This window comes from Roseobacter sp. MED193, assembly GCF_000152965.1.
Classification (GTDB): Bacteria; Pseudomonadota; Alphaproteobacteria; order Rhodobacterales; family Rhodobacteraceae; genus Pseudophaeobacter.
This window is the reverse complement of sequence record NZ_CH902583.1, coordinates 3,886,277-3,908,118: the sequence shown is the minus strand read 5'-3', so window position 1 is coordinate 3,908,118 and position 21,842 is coordinate 3,886,277. Positions and strand designations below refer to the sequence as shown.

Below are 21,842 nucleotides of genomic sequence, written 5' to 3'. Positions count from 1 at the left end.
ATCGCTTTACGGGGGCCTCATCCAGGAAAGGGCTCGCGCTCTTCGACAACTTTCTGCTGACGACGCTGGATCGAGCACTCGCGCTCGCCCAGGTAATGCCATTGCCATGGGCGTCGCAAAGCAGTGAATTTCAATGTGACGTGGCTGGGTCACAAATTTCTCGATAAAGATCCGGTCATCGCCAAAGGAGTTTGCCGCTTCGTTTTTGGAAGATTGGAAGCCCTCGCGCGCCTCTTCGTCATTCCAAGCAATCCGCATACCCTTGCCGCCGCCGCCAGCAGAGGCTTTCAGCATGACCGGATAGCCGATCTCCTGCGAGATCTTCACCGCTTCATCTGCGTCCTCGATCAGCCCCATGTGGCCAGGCACAGTAGAAACACCGGCTTCCTTGGCGATCTTTTTAGAGGTAATCTTGTCGCCCATCTTTTCAATGGCGCCCACTGGGGGGCCAACAAAGGCAACGCCTTCAGTCGCGAGGGCCTCGGCAAATTTCGAGTTTTCCGACAGGAAGCCATAACCAGGATGAACCGCCTGAGCGCCAGTTGCACGAATGGCCTCCATCACCTTGTCGATAACGATATAGGACTGATTGGCAGGGGGCGGGCCGATATGCACTGCCTCATCGGCCATTTGCACATGCAGGGCCTGCTTGTCCGCATCCGAATAGATAGCAACGGTTTTGATACCCATCTTGCGGGCAGACTTGATAACACGGCAGGCGATCTCGCCCCGGTTCGCGATCAGGATCTTTTCAAACATTGGCAGTCCCTTGTTCTTTTGTATGCCGGAATGCAAAACGCCGCAGGCGCGCTCTAGGCGCGCTTGCGGCGTTTGCGTGAATATCTGCTGTCGCCCGGTTGGGCTGACAGATCAGTGAAACTGTTGCAGGGGTTGCCCTAGCAACGACCTGGGTTTTCCTTGCAGTAGATAAGATTGGCCGCTGTGCCGACCGCAGCCCCAGTGAGCAAATGCCCTCCCAGCAAAGCTGAGCCAACGGCGCCTGCCCCGGCCCCAAAGGCCACTTGTTCCCCTGTGGTGTCGCCACAGGCTGACAGGGCTGTAAAAAGTCCCAGCGCAGAGGTGTATAGGATTGCCCGCATGATGATACTCCTTCTCTTGGGGAGGGTTGTTCTCCCCTCCAAGAAGCAGGCGCTACGCCATCTAGCAATCGCGCGACACGCAAGCCGCTCAAATGAGCAGCCCTGCGCCCAAAAGCACGGTTAGCTCGGCGGGCTTTCGCCACCCTAGCCGGCAGAGGTGCGCTATGGGTGTCTTTACTCTGGCCAGGATTGCACTGGCTAGAATTTGCCTGCCCCGACGATAGGGCAAAGCTCACATCCTCGCCCAGAACAACAAGGCACAGGCCCTGCTGCCTGCGGTCGTACGCGCGATGCTTTGCCCCGGTTATCACAGGTTCTTCCCCTCAAAGGCTTCTGGAAAAGACCGTTGAGCCAGTTCAACATCTAGAACCAGAAGAGCCTCATAGGAGGCCGGATCAAAGGGATCTTCGGCAGGAAGAACTTCGCGACCAAAAAGCCAGCTCAACCGGCCCGCATCCAGATTGCCACGTTCAAACGGCTGGTCGCCAAACTGCTGCAACAGGGCCTGCATAAAGGCGGCATCGGCGCGCCGATCTGCTGGCTTGCGATCGCGAAAGCGCTCGCGTCTGGTCAGCGCGGTCACCCCTTTGGGGTTGGGGCGGCGGACGATAAATTGAAAATCTGTTCCCGGCAGACGGCCGGGGAAGCCTCGATGCTTTAGCATGATGGTGCCTCCGATCCGGCACCCCGAGGGACGGCTGGGGCCGGCCACAGGGCCGGACCCCATGTTTTGTTACTTGTATTTGCCGGTGTAGGCGGGCTCAACCGAGATGGGCTCGGGCTCAACCACAACGAACTCTTCTTCACGGTTGCCACAGGCGGCAACCATCGCCAGCAGTCCTGCCAGCGTGATAAACTTGATGCTCTTGGACATTTCTGTCTCCTGAATGTGTTTCTGAGACCGCCAGAGCCTGATGCTGTGTACAGTCTCAACCTCAATTTACGAAGGGCCCTAGGACCATTCTCGCTGAGGATAGCCCGATTACATGCTGAATCACATCGAAAACCGCCCACCAAAGGACGCTGTGGCTGCAAAGCCGCAAAATTTCGCCCGTAGCAAGAGCGTGCCGCAAGATATTGTAGAGACATTAAAACGCCTCCCAAATGCAGCGACCATCATCAGGACGATAGGCCTCAAAAAACTGGGTCGCCTCGGGGTCCGGCGTGCCAAACTCCACAGGCCGGTCAGAAAATGAGATCACCACCATGCTGGGCGCAAGATCATGTTGGCGCAGATAATCCAAGGCCAGCGAGTCGCACAGATGGTCCATATCCGCAGCGCTGCGCTGGAAATCAATCCCCTCGCCCGCAGGGGTTGCCCCTTCACGCGAAATTCCAGGCGCAACAAACCGGAAGCGTGCCCAAAGCGCGCCTGGACTGTCATCCAGCAAAACCTCTGACAACAGCACCTGCTGACCCGAGGGCACCACCACCGGAACAAAGGCCCCGGAGAGCGCAGCATCCTCGGCCCAAACGCATTGCACAGCCCACAAAAACACGGCGGCGCTACCACAAAAAACTGAATTCACATTGGGAATTAGCCAATCAACCAATCCGCAACCCCGCCCCCCAATGACTTGGGCTCCTCCGGGCGGGGCTGCTGGCGCTGCGCCTTTGGCGCGCGCTGTCTGGTGTTGGTTGTCGCGGATCATTGTCCAGTCTCGACCTCTTTGTCAAACCCTGTTGTAGATTTGTGCAAAATTACTCCTGATTGCACATCTTGTGAGCGCTTCTTGTCTCGCAGCGCATGGCGCAGCCAACGGCTCCGCTTGCTTTCATCCTCCAGAATCGCCCGGATCTCAGAGGCCAAGTTGCCTGGCACCCGGCCCGCAACACGACCACCTGCGGTCACCAGCAGGCTATCGCCGCGCGTTTCGACCTTCACCACCGGTGAAAAGCCCCGCACATTTTGCACTGCCCGCCACATGTCCTGTCGGATCTGCTGCGCCAGCCGAAGCGGAGCTGCTAGAGGAAAAACGACAGAAACAGCAACATCAAAGCGCGGCGGGATTTGGCGCGACAGCACAAGCCCACCATCCTCACGGGTGATATGCCAAGGTTTTCCAGTCATCTACGAAAGGAAACACTGCTGAGACTGACTTGCTTACCCACCTTACAAGGCGTTTTGGGCGCATCATGATCACAGCTCACAGAGACAGCGCCACCGGGAACAAATTTCAAAGCAAGAACTTGATCACCCATCTTTGCGGCCATCTGTTCTTTGGCGTAGGCCATTGCTTCCTCCATGGACACGCCTCCGCGAGGGAAGACAACCACATTACCGGGGGCCAGATCAGCAAAATAGGTGACATCGCCGACATCGTAGAAACGGTTTCCTACATGCTGTCCGGTAAAGTAGTACCTCCCTGGAGATCGCTTAAATTTTCCATGTGCCAGGGCGACACCGTATTTGCGCTCGTTTCTTCTCTTGGACCAAAAAGTCCCCCCCCCGGGCGTGAAACCCTCAGAGTTCATAAAGCCAGAAAGCCCTTTGAAAAACGCGCAGTTATGAAAGACCTTGTTTTGTGCTGGGCAAAAACTCGCGCCGGTTCCCACAGGGACCCCCAAGCGCCCGCCGGATACGGTGACAATGAAAGCCTGTTTTTGCAGGTTGCCAATGCGATACTCTTGGGCCTTGGCCGGCAAAGCAGCAGCCAAGGCAAGAAAAACTGCCGCGATTGTGGAAGATTTCATAAGATCACCCTTTTACAGCGGGATATTGTCGTGTTTCTTCCAGGGGTTCTCCAGCTTCTTGCCGCGCAGCGAAGCAAAGGCCCGCGACACGCGGCGGCGGGTGGATTTGGGCTGGATCACCTCATCGATAAAGCCACGCTCTGCCGCCACAAAGGGGTTGGCAAAACGGTCTTCATAATCCGCTGTATGCGCTGCAATCTTCTCGGCATCGCCCAGATCAGCGCGGTGGATGATTTCTGTCGCTCCCTTGGCACCCATCACCGCGATTTCCGCTGTGGGCCAGGCATAGTTGAAATCACCACGCAGGTGTTTGGAGGCCATCACGTCATAGGCACCGCCATAGGCCTTACGGGTGATCACAGTCACCTTTGGCACCGTAGCTTCACCGTAAGCAAATAGCAGCTTGGCACCATGCTTGATCACACCGCCATATTCCTGGGAAGTACCAGGCAGGAAGCCTGGCACATCCACAAGTGTAAGGATCGGAATTTCAAAACAATCACAAAAGCGCACGAAACGCGCCGCCTTGCGGGAGCTGTCAATGTCAAGACAGCCGGCCAGAACCATAGGCTGATTGGCCACAACACCTACGGTCTGCCCCTCGAGACGGATAAAGCCGGTGATGATGTTCTTGGCGTAGTCTTCCTGGATTTCGTAGAAATCGCCTTCGTCCGCCACTTTGGCGATCAGCTCCTTCATATCATAGGGGCTGTTGGGATTCGCCGGGATCAAGGTATCCAGGCTGTTCTCGATGCGGCCCGGCTCATCAAAGAAGGGGCGCACGGGCGGTTTTTCACGGTTGTTCAGGGGCAGGAAGTCCACCAGACGGCGCACCTCGGCCAGGGCTTCAACATCGTTTTCAAAGGCGGCATCCGCCACGCTGGATTTCTTGGTATGGGTCGAAGCGCCGCCCAGCTCCTCGGCGGTGACCACCTCGTTCGTGACGGTCTTGACCACATCGGGGCCAGTCACAAACATGTAGGAGGTGTCTTTCACCATAAAGATAAAATCAGTCATCGCCGGTGAATAAACCGCGCCGCCAGCACAGGGGCCCATGATCACCGAGATCTGCGGCACGACGCCGCTGGCCATGATATTGCGCTGAAACACCTCGGCATAGCCTGCCAGCGAGTCGACGCCTTCTTGAATGCGGGCACCACCAGAATCGTTCAGACCAATGATTGGCGCCCCATTCTGAATGGCCATATCCTGAATTTTGCAGATCTTTTGCGCATGGGTTGCCGACAGCGAGCCACCAAAGACAGTGAAATCCTGGCTAAACACATAGACCATACGGCCATTGATTGTGCCCCATCCGGTGATCACGCCATCACCCGCAGGCTTTTGTTCTTCCATGCCAAAATCGGTACAGCGATGCGACACAAACATGTCGAACTCTTCGAAACTGCCCTCATCCAGCAGAAGCTCGATCCGCTCTCGCGCGGTGAGCTTACCACGCCCGTGTTGCGCGTCGATACGGCGCTGACCACCGCCCAGTCGCGCGGCGCTGCGACGGTCTTCCAGCTCGGACAGAATATCTTTCATGACACAGATCCCCATATAGAATTTGCGACAGACTACCGCCAGGAGGGCCCAAGCCAAAGGCATAAATGGCAAATTTGCAAATATTTTGCATATGACGAGTGAATAATTGAATATTTGCTAATCGGCGCATTGTTTCCAAAATCGATCCAATGCAACATATTTTCGCCGCAATGCGTTCACTCTTCGTTCAGCCCCGTGAGCTCAGTATCGGGTTTACCGTAACCAAACCTGGGCAGAACAATGTTAAGTCGCGACGAAATCATCAAGGCCATGCAATACGAGCGCTTCCATTTGAGCGATCCGATCAACACGACGGGCAGCCCCCCTATTCAGATCACCTATCAATACGCCGGTGGCAGTGAACCTGGCGACCTTCCGACCTCAGCGGATTATGACGGATGGCGCCGTATGACAACGGCCGAAAAAGCCGCATTCGAAGACGCGTTGGAGCACATCGAAAGCTACCTCAACGTTGATTTTGTACAGGCGAAACGCACCAGTGATCCCGACTTGAACGTGGCTGCAATCTCGCTGCCCGGAGCCGTAATCGGCAGCGGTGGCTATAGCATTCGGTATCAAGGTGACAGCATCACACAATGGGATGGATTTGTTGCCTATGACGCAACACTTAACCTATCCTCAGAGCGCTATACGGATCTGTTGTTACACGAACTGGGCCACGCCATGGGGCTGCAACATCCATTTGAGGCCGAAACGCCCATACCAGAGCAATATGAGAACAATCTCTATTCGCTGATGTCCTACCAGGAGAACCCCTATAATGGCGAGCACAGCGACGCATTGATGCTATTTGATGTGCTGGCCCTGCAGGATATCTGGGGGGCTGCGGTCAACAATGAGGATGATACCCGCTACACGGGGAGCCGCACCAACACTGTCGACAGCATCTGGGATAGCGGCGGCATTGACACTCTGGATGCGACAGGTCGCACGGAGAGCGTCACTGTGGATTTGCGGCAAGGCGCCTTTTCCTCATTTGACTCGGATCATGACGTGGTTGTGACCTTCGGCACGGAAATCGAAAACGCCTTTGGTGCGCTGGGAAATGATCGCATAGTCGGAAACTATCTAGACAACCTTCTCAGGGGGCACGGCGGCAGAGACCTGCTGGCAGGCAAAGCCGGCGATGACCAGCTGGAGGGGGGCTGGGGTGATGACACCCTGTGGGGAGATCAGGGCGACGATGTGTTATTCGGCGGGCGCGGCAAAGACCGCGTAAAGGGCGGCACCGGTGACGACCGCCTCATTGGTAGCCGGGGCAAAGACACCTTGGATGGTCAGGCGGGTGATGACCTCCTGTCCGGGGGGCACGGTAGAGATATCTTTATATTTAAGAACCAGGGCGGCGCAGACACGGTGAGTGATTTCAAACCAGGCAAAGACATGCTCAAAATTATCGGGCATGGTGACATGGGCGACCTACTGGACCAAGCTCAGGATACTGACGCAGGGCTATTGTTCGATTTTGGCGCAGGCGACCGCCTTCTATTGCTTGACGTGACGCTGAGTAGTCTCGGCGATGACTTTCTCATTTGAGATGATCCAGCAATAGACAATCGCAATGGGCTGATCTAAGCCCAAGACATGCAAAATCACCAAAGCTCCTCAAAGCGCGGATTGAGCAAACCGCATATCACAACCCTGATCCTGTTGGCCGGCCTGTCTGCGCTGGGGATGAACCTGCATTTACCTGCCCTGCCTAGCATGGCCGAGTATTTTCAGGTCGACTATCAGGTGATGCTGCTTTCAGTCTCCTTCTACCTCGCAGGGAATGCGGTGGTTCAGATATTCGTTGGTCCAATCTCCGACAAAATGGGACGGCGCCCTGTCCTGCTGGTCAGCATGGCGCTGTTCCTTGTGGCAACCCTTGGCTGTATTTTTGCAACCTCTGCCGAGATCTTCTTATTCTTCCGTGTCGCGCAGACGGCTGTCGCGGCCACAATGGTTCTGAGCCGCGCCGCCGTGCGCGATATGTATGATACCAATGACGCTGCCAGCATGATCGGCTACGTGACAATGGGCATGGCGGTAGTGCCTATGATTGGCCCCGCCATCGGTGGCTTCTTGGATCAATGGTTGGGCTGGACGGCAATCTTCTGGATGCTTTTCGCCATGGGCTCTCTTACGCTTGCCATCACCTATTTCGACTTTGGTGAAACCGCCCACAAAAGTGGCAAGACCTTGGGGGCACAGTTTGCCGAGTATCCAGAACTGTTCCGATCACCGCGCTTTTGGGGCTATTCCCTGGCCTCTGGCCTTGCTTCTGGCTCTTTCTTTGCCTACCTCGGTGGCGCGCCGTTTCTGGGAACAGAAATCTACGGGCTGAGCAGCGCCGAACTTGGCATCTACTTTTCTGCACCAGCAATCGGATATTTTGTCGGAAACTTTCTGTCAGGGCGGTTCTCGACCCGCATCGGGATCAACCGAATGGTGCTCTGGGGCTGTATTATAAACGGCATTGGCGTTTTGACATCCTTGCTCATCGCTCTGGCCGGGGTCGATACCGTGATAACCTTCTTTGGCTTTATGTGCTTTGTTGGTCTTGGCAATGGCCTGGCCATTCCCAATGGCACTACCGGTGCAATTTCTGTCCGCCCACATCTGGCGGGCACGGCTTCTGGGCTCAGCGGCGCGATCATGATCGGCGCCGGCGCCGGGCTGAGCGCCTATGCCGGGCTCCTGTTGAAGCCAGAATCCACAGCTGTTCCCCTCCTGCTCTTGATGTTTGTCACAGCTATTGGCGGGCTGGCCTCGATCCTGCTGGTAATCCTGCGGGAGAAACAGTTGGGGAGCTGACTTGCTGACCGCTCAACTTTGCAATTATACTTCTTCAGGAGGGTAACTTTGCAAAGGTGCAGCCAATGGCAACACAGAAACTTTACGCCGGAGCCAAACTGCGCGAGATGCGAACCAGGCTGGAACTGACGCAAAAGGATTTCGCCACCAAACTCGGCGTGTCCCTGCCATATCTCAACCAGATGGAAAACAACAACAGGCCGGTCTCGACCACGGTTGTTCTGGCCCTGGCGCAGGAGTTTGGCCTGGACGTGACCGAACTGTCGACGGGGGACAGTGAAAGGCTGGTGAGTGACATGCGCGAGGCCATGGCCGATCCGGTCTTTGCCGATGAAACACCGCCGCTGGCAGATCTGCGCCTTACCGCCTCCAATGCCCCCGCCTTGGCGCGCGCCTTTCTCAGCCTGCACCGCGCCTATCGCCAAACCCATGAACGGCTCGCCTCCCTCGATGAGGCCCTGGGACGCGAGGATTCCCGTATTCAGGCCAGCCCCTGGGAAGAAGTGCGTGATTTTTTCCACTACTGCGACAATTACATCGATGCAATGGATCGGGCCGCCGAACGTTTTGCCGGATCAGCCGATGTGCGACTGGCCGCCACCAATGCGCTGGAGAATGCGGGCATCACCATTTTGCTGACCGATATGGATGGGCTGCGTGGCTACGATGCCGAGACCCGCACCCTGCAACTTTCCAACCGCTCCAGCCCGCCGACGCAGGTGTTTCAGCTTTTGCTGCAGGTCGCCCTGCTCAGTCAGGACAGCCTGCTAGAGGCCACGCTGGATTTTGCCCGTTTCCAAAGCGACGAAGCGCGCGCCATCGCCAAAATTGGCCTTGCAAACTATTTTGCCGGTGCCGCGCTCATGCCCTATGGTCGCTTCCTCGCAGCGGCACAGGAGGACCGCCACGATCTAGAACGCCTCGCCACGCGGTTTGGCGCCTCGATCGAACAGGTGGCACATCGTCTTTCAACGCTGCAACGCCCCGGCGCCAAGGGTATTCCGTTTTTCTTTGTGCGGGTCGATCAGGCCGGGACCATCACCAAGCGCCACTCGGCAACCCGGTTGCAATTTGCCCGCTTTGGGGGGGCTTGCCCGCTGTGGAATGTGCACCGCGCTTTCGAGACACCTGGGCGCTTCCTGCGCCAGCTCGCTGAGACACCGGATGGGGTGCGCTATATCTCACTGGCGCGCGATGTTTCAAAATCCGGCGGCTCCTTTGGCTCGCCCGTGCGGCGCTACGCCATTGCCCTGGGTTGCGAAGTCCGCCATGCCCCTGCCCTGGTTTATGCAGACAATCTGGACATGAGCCATGCCTCCGCCTATGAGCCCATCGGCATATCCTGCCGCATCTGCGAACGCAAAACCTGCCACCAGCGCTCCGTTCCGCCGCTTGAGCGTCGCCTCAGCATAAACAACAATCAACGCGGCGTTCTGCCCTATGACGTAAGCTAACATTCGACAGCGCAGGCAAAAGCAAAGAAGGGGGCGTAGAACGCCCCCTGAACTTGCAACTTCACTCTATACGCAGCCTGCTCGGCTCCAGTTCGGTGCCTTGCAGCCTCAGCTCAATCTGAAATCAGGCCTTGGCCAAGATGTTCCAGATCTCATCTTTCAACGCGCCGCGCTTCTTACGCAATTCCACCTCTGCCAATTCTTCCAGCGGCTCAACGTTGGTCTCGGCGCGGTGAACCGCACGGTTGATCTCGTGATACTCATCCGCCAGCTTGGCAAAGTGAGCATCGGACTGTTTCAGCTGACTCATGGCTTCCACTTTGTCAGGAAATTCTTCTGCCAGTTCATGAGGTGTATTGGACATCTGTTCGCTCCTTATATTTGGGTCAAGAGCAGGCTATTGCCCTCCATCTCACGCCACCTTGACGCGGATCAAACAAACATCTGAAAACACAAATTGGCTGAGTTTTTTTCACCTCCGAATGTCTGCCACAAACAGGACCCCCCCGGACAAAGCAAAACCCGCCACCACTGTGAAACAGCGGTGACGGGTTTTTGCCCGTTGACTACGAAAGCCTCTGCCTAGCGCTGGCTTTCCTGCCAGTTCATATTGAACCAGGGTTCTGCATTCGAGGCAGCCAGGCGCCGCCCCAGGATGTGATCTGAGGCTTTTTCTCCGGTCATGATTGAAGGTCCGTTGAGATTGCCATTGGTAATGCGTGGGAAGATAGAACTATCCGCAACGCGCAGGCCCTCAACACCAATCACGCGACATTCTGGGTCCACAACTGCCATAGGATCCTCAAGAGCCCCCATCTTGCAGGTGCCACAGGGGTGATACGCGCTTTCGGCGTGTTCTCGAATGAAGCCATCGATTTCTGCGTCACTTTGCAAGTCTTCACCCGGCTGGATCTCATGTTTCACAAAAGGCGCCATGGCATCCTGAGCAAAGACCTCGCGGGTCAGCCGAACACATTTGCGGAAATCGATCCAGTCCTGTTCCGTGGACATATAGTTGAAAAAGATCTTTGGCGCGTCCTTAGGGTCCGCGCTGGCCAGGGTGATTTCACCTCGCGAGTCCGAGCGCATTGGGCCGACATGGGCCTGGAACCCATGGCCCTCTGCTGCGGCCTGACCATCGTAGCGCACCGCGATAGGCAGGAAGTGATACTGGATATCAGGGTAGTCGACACCTTTGTCCGAGCGAATGAAGGCCGCACTTTCAAACTGGTTCGACGCCCCAAGGCCGGTCTTGCGAAAGAACCACTGCGCCCCGACCCAGGCTTTGCCCAGAAGGTTCCAATATTTGAACAGTGTGATCGGCTGCTTGGAGGCAAACTGAAAATAGAACTCCAGGTGATCCTGCAGGTTCTGACCCACACCGGGGCGATCCGCAACCACCTCGATGCCATGTTCCGCCAGATGTTCGGCAGGGCCGATACCCGACAGCATCAACAGCTTGGGTGAATTGATTGAGCTTGCCGCCAGGATGACCTCGATATTGGCCTCAATCACCTCAACCTTGCCACCACGCTCAACCTCTACGCCTGTGGCACGCCCCTCGGTGATCACCACCTTGCGGGCAAAGGCGCGGATCATCTCGCAATTGTCACGCTTGAGCGCGGGTTTGAGATAAGCATTGGCTGCTGACCAGCGCTGACCTTTGTATACGGTCATCTCCATCGGGCCAAAGCCCTCTTGCTGCTCGCCGTTATAATCTTCGGTCACAGGGTAACCTGCCTGCGCGCCCGCCGAAACAAAGGCATCATGCAGCGGATTGTCGCGTGGCCCCCGAGTGACATGCAGTGGCCCGTCCTTGCCACGCCAGTCGGCATCACCGCCCTGGCCCCGGTTATCCCAGGTTTCCATCCGCTTAAAATAGGGCAATACATCCGCATAGGACCAGCCCTGGGCCCCACTTTCAGCCCAGTGATTGTAATCACCTGCATGGCCGCGCACATAGACCATGCCATTGATTGAAGAAGATCCCCCAATCACCTTGCCGCGAGGTGTCACCAACTCACGGTTGTTCAGGTTGGGCTCGGGTTGGGACTTGTAGCCCCAGTCGTACAGCGACATGTTCATCGGATAAGACAGCGCGCCGGGCATCTGGATCAGGGGCCCTGCATCGGTACCACCGTGCTCAATGATCAAGACGGATTTCCCCGCCTCAGACAAACGATAGGCCATGGCGCAGCCCGCAGAGCCCGCCCCTACAATCACATAATCCGCTTTCATCTCAGCTCTCCGACTGCGGCGCATGCCGCGACTTTCCCTAACAGGGGTCTTTCTTCAAAGGCCCCATTGCCCTTTGGGGCAACGGGGCGGGAGGGTGGGCGTTGGCCCAAAGGGCAATCAGAAGGCAGCCTCAACGTCACCCATACGCACATAAACCGATTTCACCTGGCTAAAGTGCTTGATCGCCTCTTTGGAATTCTCACGCCCCACACCTGAAGCTTTCATCCCACCAAAGGGCGCTTCGACCGGTGCATCATTATAGGAGTTGATAAAGCAGCTACCGGCTTCCAGATTGCCAATCACCCGGTGCGCACGGGTAAAGTCTTTGGTAAAAACCCCAGCGGCGAGACCAAATTCGGTGGCATTGGCCCGCGCCACAACCTCCTCTTCGGTTTCAAAATCCAGCACGGACATCACCGGGCCAAAAATCTCTTCGCGCGCAATGGTCATGTCATCGGTGACATCAGCAAAGACCGTGGGCTGAAGGTACCAGCCCGGCATATCGCAGCGTTCGCCACCACAGACCAGTCGCGCCCCTTCTGCCTTGCCCTTCTCAATGTAGCCCAGCACAATATTCATCTGGTTTTCATTGACCATAGGACCAAAACTGGTCGCCTCATCCATGGGGTCTCCAATCACGGCATTTCCAGTCCGTTCCGCCAGACGCGCCAGGAATTTCTCCTTGATGCCTTTCTGGACAAAAACCCGTGTCCCGTTCGAGCAGACCTGCCCGGAGGAGTAGAAATTGCCATTGATGGCGCCACCAACCGCATTGTCGATGTCTGCGTCGTCGAAGACGATCATCGGCGATTTCCCACCCAGCTCCATAGTGACGTGTTTCATGCCTTCGGCGGCAGCCGCGTAAACTTTTTTGCCGGTGGGCACCGACCCGGTGAGGGAGACCTTATCCACCCGTGGATCTGTCACCAGCGCGGCACCAACCTCGCCCATGCCCTGCACAACATTGTAAACCCCCGCAGGCAGGCCCGCCTCATGCAGGATTTCTGCAACCTTCAGGGCACAGAGCGGCGTGGCCTCGGAAGGTTTGAACACCATAGTATTGCCACAGGCCAGCGCGGGCGCGCCCTTCCAGCAGGCAATTTGGGTGGGGTAGTTCCAGGCGCCAATACCCACACACAGCCCCAAAGCTTCGCGGATCGTGTAGACCCAATCCTCGCCCATCGGGATGTGCTCACCGGTCAGGCTGCCCGCCAGCCCGCCAAAATACTCCAGCGCATCGGCGCCTGAGGTTGCATCCACTGCAAGCGTCTCCTGCATAGGCTTGCCCGTATCATAGGTTTCCAGCACGGACAGATCGTGATTGCGTTCGCGGATGATATCGGCTGCCCGGCGCAGAATACGGCCACGCTCGGTGCCGCTCATCTTGGCCCAGGCCTTTTGCGCGGCCTGACCGCTGGCAATAGCCTGTTCAACAATCGCGGGCGTTGCAGCATGCACTGTGGCGATCTGCTCACCTGTGGCGGCATAGATTACCGGGATCGGCGTCCCAGCTGTGTCTTCAACATATTCGCCATTGATGAAATGGCTGGCGGTGGGCTGGGCTGGATGGGTCATGTTTGAACTCGCATCTGTTGTCATTCGAGAAAAAGGGGCAAAGAACGGCTTACTCTCCACGCGGGAACCTCTTGTCCCCCTCTAGCGTGTCGAGATCCATGTGATTACGCATGTAGCGCTCGGAAGCTTTTTGCAAAGGTTGATAGTCCCAAGGGTAGTAGCCCCCCTGACGCAGGGCCTCATAGACAACCCAGCGGCGCGCCTGACTGGCGCGGATATCAGCGTCAAACCGCGCCAGATCCCAGCGCGCTTCAGATTTGGCCCTAAGCGTCTGTAGCGTGCCTGCGTGCGCCGGGTCATCGGCCAGATTGGTCAGCTCCAGCGGATCAGCTTCCAGGTCAAACAGCTGATCGGGGTCCAAAGCGCAGCGATTGTATTTCCACTTGCCATAACGCAGGGATACCAAGGGCGCATAAGAGGCCTCGGCGGCATATTCCATTGCCACGGGGCTGCTCCGCTCTTCACCTTTTGCCAGCGGGCACAGATCCTCGCCGTCGGTCCAGGGGGCGATCTCTTCCATCGGCAGCCCCGCGAGCGCCCCAAGGGTGGGGTTTACGTCCAGCGTCGAAACTGGGGTTTCTACCAGACCAGATGGCAGGTCGGGGGACGAAATCATCAGCGGCACCCGGGCGGAGCCGTCATAGAAACTCATCTTAAACCAGAGGCCGCGCTCGCCTAGCATATCGCCATGGTCCGAAACAAACAGAATGGTCGCCTCTTGCCGTGTGTCTTCCAGCACTTGCAGGATCTCACCGATCTTGTCGTCAAGGTAGGAGATGTTGGCAAAATAGGCCCGGCGCGCCCGTTTGATATGCTCTTCGGTGATGTCAAAGCTGCGCCAGTCATTGGCGTCAAAAATCCGCTTGGCGTGGTTGTCGTGATCCTCGTAACGCATCGCCGGTGTCTGCGGCAGCAGATGGTCGCAATCCTCATAGAGATCCCAGTATTTCCTGCGCGCCACATAGGGGTCATGGGGATGGGTGAAACTGACAGTCAGCGCCCAGGGACGATCGTCCAGACCGCGCGAAAGCTCGTAAAGCTTGGCCGTGGCATTGTAAGCGACCTCGTCGTCGTATTCCATCTGGTTCGAGGTCTCAGCAACCCCTGCCCCGGTGACGGAGCCCATGTTGTGGTACCACCAATCAATCCGCTCACCTGGCTTGCGATAATCCGGCGTCCAGCCAAAATCGGCGGGGTAGATATCGGTGGTCAGACGATCCTCAAACCCATGCAACTGGTCGGGGCCAACAAAATGCATCTTGCCGCTGAGGCAGGTGTAGTATCCCGCGCGGCGCAGATGATGCGCATAGGTGGGAATATCAGAGCGGAACTCGGCCGCGTTATCATATACACCCGTGCGTGACGGCAACTGGCCAGACATGAACGAGGCACGCCCCGGCGCGCAAAGCGGCGAGGCAGTATAGGCATTTGCAAAACGGGTTGAGCGCGCCGCCAACTTCTTCAGGTTTGGCGCATGCAGCCACTCCGCTGGACCATCCGGAAACAACGTCCCTTTCAACTGATCAACCATCAGAACCAGAATATTTGGCTTTGTCATCCGCGTTGTTTCCCGTGTTTGGGGGGCCTGGCCCGATTTCAGTTCCATCAGTCTAAACACTCCCCAAAGGAGCGATATTCAATTTGCGTCATTTCTGACGCTCCGCCCCCCATCAGCGACGGGGAGGCGGCAGGTCAAAGCAGGTCAAAGCAGGTCAGTGAACAGTATCGATCCGGTGGAAGTCGAGGGTGTTCTCCTCAGGTGAAGATTTGATGTTCATCACCTCTTTGCGCTTGAACAGAATGATGTAGGCTAGACATGCAACGTAGAGCCCGATCACCACAGTCCCGACCCACTGGATCTGCAGCCACTGGCTTTGGAACAACAAGGTCAGCACAAACAGAGCCACCGCATTGCCCAGCACGTAAGGAAGGGTGCCAAAACGCTCAGCCGAGAGCTTAAGGTTGTCGGTATAGAGCCGGATCAGTGAGTCAAACGAGTTGATCACAAAGAGAATCCCGACAACTGTCATCGACCAATTCACCAGCCCAGCGGTGGGAATCGCATTCAGGTGGTAGAAGTAGAGAACCGAAAACCAAGTCGCCAACGGGATGGAGGGGAAGATCAGCAGGGCTGCAAGCAGTTGCCAGGTCTTCAAACCTCCCACAAAGCGCGAGGTGAACTGGCCAATCATGATCGACCAGGCAAACCACCAGAACAGGTAGAACTCATGATACTCTGTCAACGGCAGTACAAATTTGTGGATATTGCCAAAATAGCCGCCAATGCTTCCTGCAGTGTCGAAAAAGTCGCCAATGCCCATCCCCGCATTCAGCCACATCCCAAGGATCAGCGCGATGAACAGGAAGGTGGATCCCACCGACAGAACCCGCACATATTTGATGTCAGTCGAGGAGTAGGCCGCAACCAGGATCACCAGGAAACAGATGATATAGAAGGCAGGCAGGATGCTCTCCCCATCGCCAACTTCAGCAATGTAATAGGGCATGTAGATCAGGAACAGCGCACCAGTGAAGGCGCAGGTCGTGATGATCACCAGGTTATTGATGAACTTCACGATGCCGATTTCAAAGAACTTCACACGTGGTTCGATGACGCAAAAGTAAAAGGCCGTCAGGAAATAGAAAGCCCAGATCAAGAAGCCCCAAAACCCGAATTCAAGCGCCAGCGGATTGGTAAATTCGTAGGCCGGCTCGGTTGCCACATCCGCATAGAGCGGGAAATCAAAAGCCAACGGAAACATGATCAGACCAACGTCCAGTCCCGAAGTGAACAAGATTGCAATGAAGGTGAACAGCGGTACAGGGGTAACCCCGATGTTGGGCAGGTTCCACCACTTTACAGTGCAGAAGATCACCAGCGCAAAAGCCAGCAGAACTCCAAAGGAAATGATGAGTGTCATTTGTTGCTCCCATGACGGGCTTTGAGCGCCCTTTAACATGGAAGGAGGTCCTAGCACGAAAACCTGATCCTCAAAACTTATTTTTGAATCATCGTTCAGGTTTCTTATCTACAATATCAACAGTTGAAACCTTTCTCTAAGTGTCGCAAAACTTCGCCATGGGAAGAAAACGTATTAGAGACATTCGCAACGAAGAACTGATCGAAGCCACAATCGTGGCCGTTCACAAACGCGGCTACTCCGTTGTTACGATGGCAGAAATCGCTCAGGAAGCTGGCGCATCTGCGGCGTCAATCAACTATTATTTCGGATCCAAGGAAGGCCTGATGGAGGCCACTATGCGGCATTTGCTGCGAAAATTGCGCATCGCCATGATCGAGGGCTACGGGGCGGCACAGACCCCCAAAGAGCGACTTTATGCGGTCATGGATGCCAATTTCTCGGATGCACTTTTTACCGTGCCGCAGTGCAGTATCTGGATGCAGTTCTGGGCCAATGCCCCCTATTCGCCCCGTCTGGCGCGGCTACATCGAATCAATCGCACCCGCGTGCGCAGCCATGTGCGCGCCGAATTGGCCAATATATTGCCAGCAGAACGCGTCGAAACCGCGCGCAGTGCCCTGCAGTGCTATATGGACGGTGTATGGCTGGAAGCAGCGCAGTCTGAATCTGCAGTAAACGCAGAAACAGCCCGTCAGGCGGCACATCAGGTGGTGGACCTCACCCTGTCTTAGCCCAATTTCGCAGATCGGATTTCGTCCTGCGGGCTGGGCCATGGACCGGCCCCACAACGGGGTCAAACGCATGTTTGTCGGGCACGGATATCCGCCCTCCGCGCTTTCTAGACCTTTGTCGCGGCATCGGGCGGCGTGATTGCCCGCCGTTTTAACATGGCTTCGCGCCAGGTTATGAAACTGATAGCCGCCAGGATCAAACCGCCTCCCAAGACAACCCAGATATCCACCGGCTCTGAAAATACCAGCGCGCCGAGAAGCGTCGCCCAGATCAATTGGAGGAACGTAACTGGCTGTGTTACTGTCACCGGCGCTGCGGCAAAGGCCAGCGTCATGGTGAAATGCCCGGCTGTGGCAAAACAAGCCACTGCAAATAGAATGACCAGCTCTTCCAGTGTTGGCGTCACCCAAACCGCCAGAGCAAAAGGCGCAAGTCCAAGGGTAACCCAGATCGACAGCATTGCCACCACAACCACCGGATTGGTTCCGTCCACAGTGAACTTCGCCAAAAGGTAGGACGCGCCAAAGGCCAAGGCCGTAAACATCATAGCAATATGACCAGGTGAAATCTCCCGGAAGCCAGGGCGCAAGATGATCACAGCTCCGATCAGAGCCACCAACACGGCAGCAATGCGCCGGGCAGCGAGCTTTTCTCCCAAAAACATAGCTGCCCCCAGGGTCACATAAATTGGTGACAGGTAGTTCATTGCCGTCACTTCAGCCAAAGGGATCTGAGTCATGGCAAAAAACCACAAGATCACCCCACCAGAATGCACCAGGCCTCGACTGGCAAACAGAAACCAGAGCTTTGGGGTCAGGCTTGCCCGGCGCAGGCTGCCGAGCATGGGGATTAGAAACACCAAGCCCAGCAGGTAGCGCAAGAAGGCTGACTCCGCGGGCGGAATGCGATGGCCTAGATATTTGACCAAGGCTGTCACGGCCACAAAGCACAGCCCAGTGGTAAACATCCAGAAAACTCCAATCAAAGGGTGTTTGCTGGTGCCTGCATTTATGTCCTGACTGTTCATAGCGCTGACAGAACACCCATTCGCCGCGCCGTACAACCCTTCACAAGTAAATAACCTCACCTGAGAAAGTCTGCCGCCACGATCACCTCGCCCGGGGACCTGCCAGGGCGCATCCCGCGCCCCTGCTCACATAAGGATGAGCTTTAGCGCAATGGCCCACATCGTCAGGCCGATGAGAACATCCAAAACCTGCCAGGCGCGCGGCTGGGCAAAGACTGGCGCCAATAGGCTTGCACCATAGCCAAGGGAAAAGAAAAACGTGAAACTTGCCAGAATTGCCCCAAGGCCAAAAACACGAGGATCGGCATATTGCGCTGAGATCGACCCCAGCAGCACAACCGTATCGAGGTAAACATGCGGATTCAGCCAGGTAAGGGCAAGCAGGGTTGTGAGTACAGGGAGGAGTGGCTTTTCATCGCCTCCCTGCCCGGCCTCAAGCGCCTCACCGCCGCGCCAGGCCGCCAGCAGACTACGCGCCCCGTACCACATGAGGAAACCAGCGCCACCAAATCGCATTACCGGTTCAAACCAAGGAAAGGCCAAGGCCAAAGATCCAAATCCCAGAACGCCAGCGGCAATCAGCAAAGCATCCGAAACGGCGCAGGCAAAGCAGACCCAAAACAAATGCTGACGACGCAATCCTTGGCGCAGGACAAAAGCATTCTGCGCACCAATCGCAAGAATAAGGCTGAACCCGAGGCCAAAACCGGCAAACAGGCTGGGCGGCAGGGATGTGACAATGGACATATAAGAGCGCTTTCGTTCTGGTCGCGTTTGGTTGTGCTGCTTTTGAGGTCGCAGCCAGAGGACCGACTTTGATCCCGGTTTTGACTACCTTGCGCATTCAGCGTAGTAAATTTAAACATGATAACCCAGATTAAGAAGCTCTAATGAAGTTCGATCCCAATCAGCTCGCCGCATTGGCGGCAGTCCTGCGCCTGGGCACATTTGAGGCTGCGGCTCATAGCCTTTCAGTGACGCCTTCGGCGGTATCTCAGCGAGTCAAAGCGCTGGAAGAGCGTGTTGGCAGCGCCTTGGTCAAACGCGGTCAGCCCTGCACGGGGACAGAGGCCGGGGTACGTCTGGCCAAACATGCCGAAGATGTCGCGGTGCTGGAGGGGCTGGTCTCCAGCGCCTTGTGCCTGGATCAAAACAGCCAAGATCCACTGCCACACCTGCGTCTTGCGGTTAATGCCGATAGCCTGGCCACCTGGTTCATCCCGGCCTTGGCCGCGACACCAGGGTTGCTGTTTGATCTCGTCATTGACGACCAGGACCACAGCGCTGATTGGTTGAAGCGCGGCGAGGTATCAGCCGCAATCACCAGCCACTGCGCGCCGATTACAGGCTGCAACGCGCAAGCTCTTGGCGCCATGCGCTACGAGGCAACTGCAAGTCCTGCCTTTATGGAAAGATGGTTCAAGAAGGGGCTTACGCCGGAAACTCTGGCCCAGGCGCCCTGTCTGATCTTTAATGCCAAAGATGGCTTACAACAGCGCTGGATCCAGCAACACTTTGGACAGGGTATCACCCCCCCTGCACATTTCATACCCTCGACCCAGGGGTTTGCCGATGCCGCAGAGGCGGGTTTGGGGTGGGGCATGAACCCTGTGCATCTAATCGAGCCCGCGCTCAGCTCCGGAGCTTTGGTGCCCCTGCTGGCAAACAGCGCCCTGGAAATTAATCTCACCTGGCAGGTGAGCCGTGTCATGGCCTCAGCGCTAGCGCCTTTGACGCGTGCAGTGCTAAGCTCAGCGAAACAGTCTCTGATCCCCCCTGCGCGCTCTGGGACGTGACTCCCATGCCCGCACCCCAGTTGCGCCCCACAAGATGAGAAGATCCGCCCAGAGGCCAGCGTGCCAGGAGTTGCCAAGTTGAAGACTCTCTTGAAGAAAATTCTCCTGCTGTTGAGGAAGAACTGATGCTTATTGGCCTCTGGTCACCCCTATGACGGCTGAACCACGCAGCTTTGGCGCCAGCCTGCTCTGGCATATTCTCATACCGCGCGGGTTTGCCCTGTTGCTTTGGTGGGGCGCCAATCAACTGGTCCAAATGCCGCCCAATCTGGTCTGGGCCCTGATCGCGCTGGACCTTATCTGGCTGATCTGGCTGAGCCGGGCCCATCTACGCGCGGCTGACGCCCATATGCTCAGCTCTGGCGCCATGGCACCAATCTGGGGCGGCTATCTGCTTTTGGCGCTCACCGTTCTGGCTTCCCTGTCGCTGTGGTGGCAGGCCTTGCTGATCGCCAACCGCCCACCTGAGGGGCTCAGCTATTCGCAGCAACGTGCCCTGGAACATGCAGAGCGTTACAGCCTGACAATATCGCAGAACGGTCAGGCACTGGTCTTTACCGGAGAAGTCACCTTTGGCCTGACCAAGGCCATCAAGGCGCAGTTGCAGCGAAACCCGCGGGTCACGCAACTGCAGCTCACCAGCCCGGGCGGTCATATCTACGAAGCGCGCGGCGTGGCCAAACTTATTCAGGCGCAGGGGCTCGCCACCTATGCATCTGGGCTGTGCGCCTCAGCCTGCACCTTGATCTTTGCCGCCGGTGAGCGTCGTCAGCTTGGCCCTGAGGGACAGCTAGGATTTCACGGTTACACCCTGGAAATTTTTGGAGGCCTGCCACAGATCGACTTGATGGCAGAACAACAAAAAGATCGTAAGTTTCTGATTTCCCAAGGCGTCCACGCGGATTTCACCGACAAAATCTACGCCACCGCGCCAACAGATCTATGGCGACCCAGCCCCGATCAGCTCAGAACCGCCGGTGTCCTGCGTCGCGCTCCATAGGGCAAAAAAAGGCCCCCGAAAAAGCGGAGGCCTTTGCTGCCGCCCAGGATTTGGACGGTTGATTTTATTCGGGGTAGCTCAAAGCTGCTCCATAACCTCGTCAGAGGCTTCAAAATTGGTGGTGACGCGCTGCACATCATCGTCATCCTCCAGGGCGTCCACCAGCTTCATCAGCTTCTGCATGCCTTCCAGGTCGAGCTCAGTGGTGGTGGTTGGTTTCCACACCAGTTTGGTGCTCTCGGATTCACCCAGCTCTTTCTCCAGCGCATTGGACACATCGTTGAGATCGCTGTCCTCGCAATAGATCGTATGGCCATCCTCGGTAGATTCTACATCCTCAGCGCCAGCCTCGATCGCGGCCATCATCACCGTGTCCGCATCGCCCACTTCGGCTTTGTAGGTCACTTCGCCTTTGCGATCGAACATAAAGCCAACGGATCCGGTCTCGCCTAGGTTGCCGCCATTTTTGGAGAAGGTCGAACGCACGGTAGAAGCAGTGCGGTTCTTGTTGTCTGTCATGGTCTCAACGATCACGGCAACGCCATTGGGGCCATAGCCCTCATAGCGGATCTCGTCATAATTTTCCGCATCGCCGCCAATCGCCTTTTTGATGGCGCGCTCAATCACGTCTTTTGGCACCGACTGGCTTTTGGCTTCTTTGACCGCCAGCCGCAAACGGGGGTTTTTGTCGACGTCGGGGTCGCCCATCTTGGCGGCCACGGTGATCTCCTTGGCCAGTTTGGAAAACAGTTTTGACCGCACAGCGTCCTGACGACCTTTACGATGCTGGATGTTTGCCCATTTTGAGTGGCCTGCCATGGTAGATCCTTTGTCTCGTGCATGCTTGAGTTGGCGCTCATATAGCCTGTGGCAGGGGCGGCTTTCAAGCCTACTGGCTAGCGAGCTTCGTCAAGGCCATATGGACCCTATAACAAGTGCC

Annotated in this window: 21 protein-coding genes and 1 pseudogene; 6 read left to right on the top strand and 16 right to left on the bottom strand. The window is 56.5% G+C overall.

Going from position 1 to position 21,842, the window contains the following annotated elements:
• Positions 1–38: 38 nt before the first annotated feature.
• The 8 genes and pseudogenes from MED193_RS22720 to MED193_RS21100 form a co-directional block, all read right to left on the bottom strand.
• A pseudogene (locus MED193_RS22720) lies at positions 39–759 on the bottom strand (biotin carboxylase N-terminal domain-containing protein); the annotation flags it as partial.
• 137 nt (positions 760–896) lie between these two features.
• Entirely contained in the window at positions 897–1,100 is a 204-nt protein-coding gene (locus tag MED193_RS21125) for a hypothetical protein (protein ID WP_009811818.1), read from the bottom strand.
• A gap of 307 nt (positions 1,101–1,407) precedes the next feature.
• Positions 1,408–1,764 (bottom strand): hypothetical protein, encoded by a 357-nt coding sequence (locus MED193_RS21120; protein ID WP_039966516.1) that lies wholly within the window; start codon positions 1,762–1,764, stop codon positions 1,408–1,410.
• A 69-nt stretch (positions 1,765–1,833) separates the two neighbouring features.
• Positions 1,834–1,974: a hypothetical protein gene (locus MED193_RS23135; RefSeq protein ID WP_009811816.1), complete on the bottom strand. Its 141-nt coding sequence runs from the start codon at positions 1,972–1,974 to the stop codon at positions 1,834–1,836.
• A 214-nt stretch (positions 1,975–2,188) separates the two neighbouring features.
• Entirely contained in the window at positions 2,189–2,752 is a 564-nt protein-coding gene (locus tag MED193_RS21115) for a DUF6497 family protein (protein WP_009811815.1), read from the bottom strand.
• Positions 2,749–3,171, bottom strand: coding sequence for a hypothetical protein (locus MED193_RS21110; RefSeq protein WP_009811814.1), 423 nt, complete (start codon positions 3,169–3,171; stop codon positions 2,749–2,751). The genes MED193_RS21115 and MED193_RS21110 overlap by 4 nt, the downstream gene beginning before the upstream one ends.
• Positions 3,168–3,758 carry a hypothetical protein gene (locus MED193_RS21105; protein ID WP_157041442.1) on the bottom strand — a complete coding sequence of 197 codons (591 nt, stop codon included), beginning with the start codon at positions 3,756–3,758 and terminating at the stop codon, positions 3,168–3,170. The genes MED193_RS21110 and MED193_RS21105 overlap by 4 nt, the downstream gene beginning before the upstream one ends.
• A gap of 48 nt (positions 3,759–3,806) precedes the next feature.
• Positions 3,807–5,339: an acyl-CoA carboxylase subunit beta gene (locus tag MED193_RS21100; protein WP_009811812.1), complete on the bottom strand. Its 1,533-nt coding sequence runs from the start codon at positions 5,337–5,339 to the stop codon at positions 3,807–3,809.
• A 240-nt stretch (positions 5,340–5,579) separates the two neighbouring features.
• Here MED193_RS21100 and MED193_RS21095 point away from each other — a divergent pair, with 240 nt between their 5' ends.
• The 3 genes from MED193_RS21095 to MED193_RS21085 all read left to right on the top strand — a co-directional run bounded on the left by MED193_RS21095 (position 5,580) and on the right by MED193_RS21085 (position 9,610).
• Positions 5,580–6,896 carry a M10 family metallopeptidase C-terminal domain-containing protein gene (locus MED193_RS21095; RefSeq protein WP_009811811.1) on the top strand — a complete coding sequence of 439 codons (1,317 nt, stop codon included), beginning with the start codon at positions 5,580–5,582 and terminating at the stop codon, positions 6,894–6,896.
• 48 nt (positions 6,897–6,944) lie between these two features.
• Positions 6,945–8,156 carry a multidrug effflux MFS transporter gene (locus MED193_RS21090; RefSeq protein ID WP_009811810.1) on the top strand — a complete coding sequence of 404 codons (1,212 nt, stop codon included), beginning with the start codon at positions 6,945–6,947 and terminating at the stop codon, positions 8,154–8,156.
• Positions 8,157–8,221: 65 nt separating this feature from the next.
• The gene (locus MED193_RS21085) at positions 8,222–9,610 is read left to right on the top strand and encodes a short-chain fatty acyl-CoA regulator family protein (RefSeq protein WP_009811809.1); all 1,389 of its coding nucleotides are present in this window, start codon (positions 8,222–8,224) and stop codon (positions 9,608–9,610) included.
• Between the two features lie 124 nt (positions 9,611–9,734).
• On the opposite strand, the gene MED193_RS21080 is transcribed toward MED193_RS21085, so the two are convergent.
• The 5 genes from MED193_RS21080 to MED193_RS21060 form a co-directional block, all read right to left on the bottom strand.
• Positions 9,735–9,974, bottom strand: coding sequence for a YdcH family protein (locus MED193_RS21080; RefSeq protein WP_009811808.1), 240 nt, complete (start codon positions 9,972–9,974; stop codon positions 9,735–9,737).
• A gap of 218 nt (positions 9,975–10,192) precedes the next feature.
• Positions 10,193–11,848 carry a choline dehydrogenase gene (gene betA, locus MED193_RS21075; protein WP_009811807.1) on the bottom strand — a complete coding sequence of 552 codons (1,656 nt, stop codon included), beginning with the start codon at positions 11,846–11,848 and terminating at the stop codon, positions 10,193–10,195.
• 117 nt (positions 11,849–11,965) lie between these two features.
• The gene (gene betB / locus MED193_RS21070) at positions 11,966–13,423 is read right to left on the bottom strand and encodes a betaine-aldehyde dehydrogenase (protein WP_039967157.1); all 1,458 of its coding nucleotides are present in this window, start codon (positions 13,421–13,423) and stop codon (positions 11,966–11,968) included.
• 49 nt (positions 13,424–13,472) lie between these two features.
• Entirely contained in the window at positions 13,473–14,981 is a 1,509-nt protein-coding gene (gene betC / locus MED193_RS21065) for a choline-sulfatase (protein WP_039967156.1), read from the bottom strand.
• Positions 14,982–15,135: 154 nt separating this feature from the next.
• On the bottom strand, positions 15,136–16,344 hold the full coding sequence (locus tag MED193_RS21060; RefSeq protein ID WP_009811804.1) for a choline transporter: 1,209 nt from the start codon (positions 16,342–16,344) through the stop codon (positions 15,136–15,138).
• A 158-nt stretch (positions 16,345–16,502) separates the two neighbouring features.
• On the opposite strand from MED193_RS21060, the gene betI reads away from it, so the two are divergent.
• A complete protein-coding gene (gene betI, locus MED193_RS21055; RefSeq protein ID WP_009811803.1) occupies positions 16,503–17,078 on the top strand; it encodes a transcriptional regulator BetI in 576 nt (191 codons plus the stop codon).
• A 107-nt stretch (positions 17,079–17,185) separates the two neighbouring features.
• On the opposite strand, the gene MED193_RS21050 is transcribed toward betI, so the two are convergent.
• On the bottom strand, positions 17,186–18,106 hold the full coding sequence (locus MED193_RS21050) for a DMT family transporter (RefSeq protein ID WP_009811802.1): 921 nt from the start codon (positions 18,104–18,106) through the stop codon (positions 17,186–17,188).
• A gap of 126 nt (positions 18,107–18,232) precedes the next feature.
• Entirely contained in the window at positions 18,233–18,835 is a 603-nt protein-coding gene (locus MED193_RS21045; protein ID WP_039967154.1) for a LysE/ArgO family amino acid transporter, read from the bottom strand.
• Between the two features lie 161 nt (positions 18,836–18,996).
• On the opposite strand from MED193_RS21045, the gene MED193_RS21040 reads away from it, so the two are divergent.
• Entirely contained in the window at positions 18,997–19,902 is a 906-nt protein-coding gene (locus MED193_RS21040) for a LysR family transcriptional regulator ArgP (protein ID WP_009811800.1), read from the top strand.
• A gap of 151 nt (positions 19,903–20,053) precedes the next feature.
• The gene (locus tag MED193_RS21035) at positions 20,054–20,902 is read left to right on the top strand and encodes a hypothetical protein (protein ID WP_009811799.1); all 849 of its coding nucleotides are present in this window, start codon (positions 20,054–20,056) and stop codon (positions 20,900–20,902) included.
• 78 nt (positions 20,903–20,980) lie between these two features.
• Here the strand turns inward: MED193_RS21035 and MED193_RS21030 are convergent, their stop codons facing one another.
• Positions 20,981–21,721 carry a YebC/PmpR family DNA-binding transcriptional regulator gene (locus MED193_RS21030; RefSeq protein ID WP_009811798.1) on the bottom strand — a complete coding sequence of 247 codons (741 nt, stop codon included), beginning with the start codon at positions 21,719–21,721 and terminating at the stop codon, positions 20,981–20,983.
• Positions 21,722–21,842: the final 121 nt, after the last annotated feature.

What these genes read in the sequence shown, in the direction of transcription:
- betA (WP_009811807.1), bottom strand. Translation starts at nt 11,848, where the DNA reads ATGAAAGCGGATTATGTGATTGTAGGGGCGGGCTCTGCGGGCTGCGCC.
- MED193_RS21095 (WP_009811811.1), top strand. Translation starts at nt 5,580, where the DNA reads ATGTTAAGTCGCGACGAAATCATCAAGGCCATGCAATACGAGCGCTTC.
- MED193_RS21085 (WP_009811809.1), top strand. Translation starts at nt 8,222, where the DNA reads ATGGCAACACAGAAACTTTACGCCGGAGCCAAACTGCGCGAGATGCGA.
- MED193_RS21110 (WP_009811814.1), bottom strand. Translation starts at nt 3,171, where the DNA reads ATGACTGGAAAACCTTGGCATATCACCCGTGAGGATGGTGGGCTTGTG.
- MED193_RS23135 (WP_009811816.1), bottom strand. Translation starts at nt 1,974, where the DNA reads ATGTCCAAGAGCATCAAGTTTATCACGCTGGCAGGACTGCTGGCGATG.
- MED193_RS21120 (WP_039966516.1), bottom strand. Translation starts at nt 1,764, where the DNA reads ATGCTAAAGCATCGAGGCTTCCCCGGCCGTCTGCCGGGAACAGATTTT.
- MED193_RS21080 (WP_009811808.1), bottom strand. Translation starts at nt 9,974, where the DNA reads ATGTCCAATACACCTCATGAACTGGCAGAAGAATTTCCTGACAAAGTG.
- betB (WP_039967157.1), bottom strand. Translation starts at nt 13,423, where the DNA reads ATGACCCATCCAGCCCAGCCCACCGCCAGCCATTTCATCAATGGCGAA.
- MED193_RS21050 (WP_009811802.1), bottom strand. Translation starts at nt 18,106, where the DNA reads ATGAACAGTCAGGACATAAATGCAGGCACCAGCAAACACCCTTTGATT.
- MED193_RS21060 (WP_009811804.1), bottom strand. Translation starts at nt 16,344, where the DNA reads ATGACACTCATCATTTCCTTTGGAGTTCTGCTGGCTTTTGCGCTGGTG.
- MED193_RS21115 (WP_009811815.1), bottom strand. Translation starts at nt 2,752, where the DNA reads ATGATCCGCGACAACCAACACCAGACAGCGCGCGCCAAAGGCGCAGCG.
- MED193_RS21030 (WP_009811798.1), bottom strand. Translation starts at nt 21,721, where the DNA reads ATGGCAGGCCACTCAAAATGGGCAAACATCCAGCATCGTAAAGGTCGT.
- MED193_RS21035 (WP_009811799.1), top strand. Translation starts at nt 20,054, where the DNA reads ATGACGGCTGAACCACGCAGCTTTGGCGCCAGCCTGCTCTGGCATATT.
- MED193_RS21125 (WP_009811818.1), bottom strand. Translation starts at nt 1,100, where the DNA reads ATGCGGGCAATCCTATACACCTCTGCGCTGGGACTTTTTACAGCCCTG.
- betC (WP_039967156.1), bottom strand. Translation starts at nt 14,981, where the DNA reads ATGACAAAGCCAAATATTCTGGTTCTGATGGTTGATCAGTTGAAAGGG.
- betI (WP_009811803.1), top strand. Translation starts at nt 16,503, where the DNA reads ATGGGAAGAAAACGTATTAGAGACATTCGCAACGAAGAACTGATCGAA.
- MED193_RS21090 (WP_009811810.1), top strand. Translation starts at nt 6,945, where the DNA reads ATGCAAAATCACCAAAGCTCCTCAAAGCGCGGATTGAGCAAACCGCAT.
- MED193_RS21040 (WP_009811800.1), top strand. Translation starts at nt 18,997, where the DNA reads ATGAAGTTCGATCCCAATCAGCTCGCCGCATTGGCGGCAGTCCTGCGC.
- MED193_RS21100 (WP_009811812.1), bottom strand. Translation starts at nt 5,339, where the DNA reads ATGAAAGATATTCTGTCCGAGCTGGAAGACCGTCGCAGCGCCGCGCGA.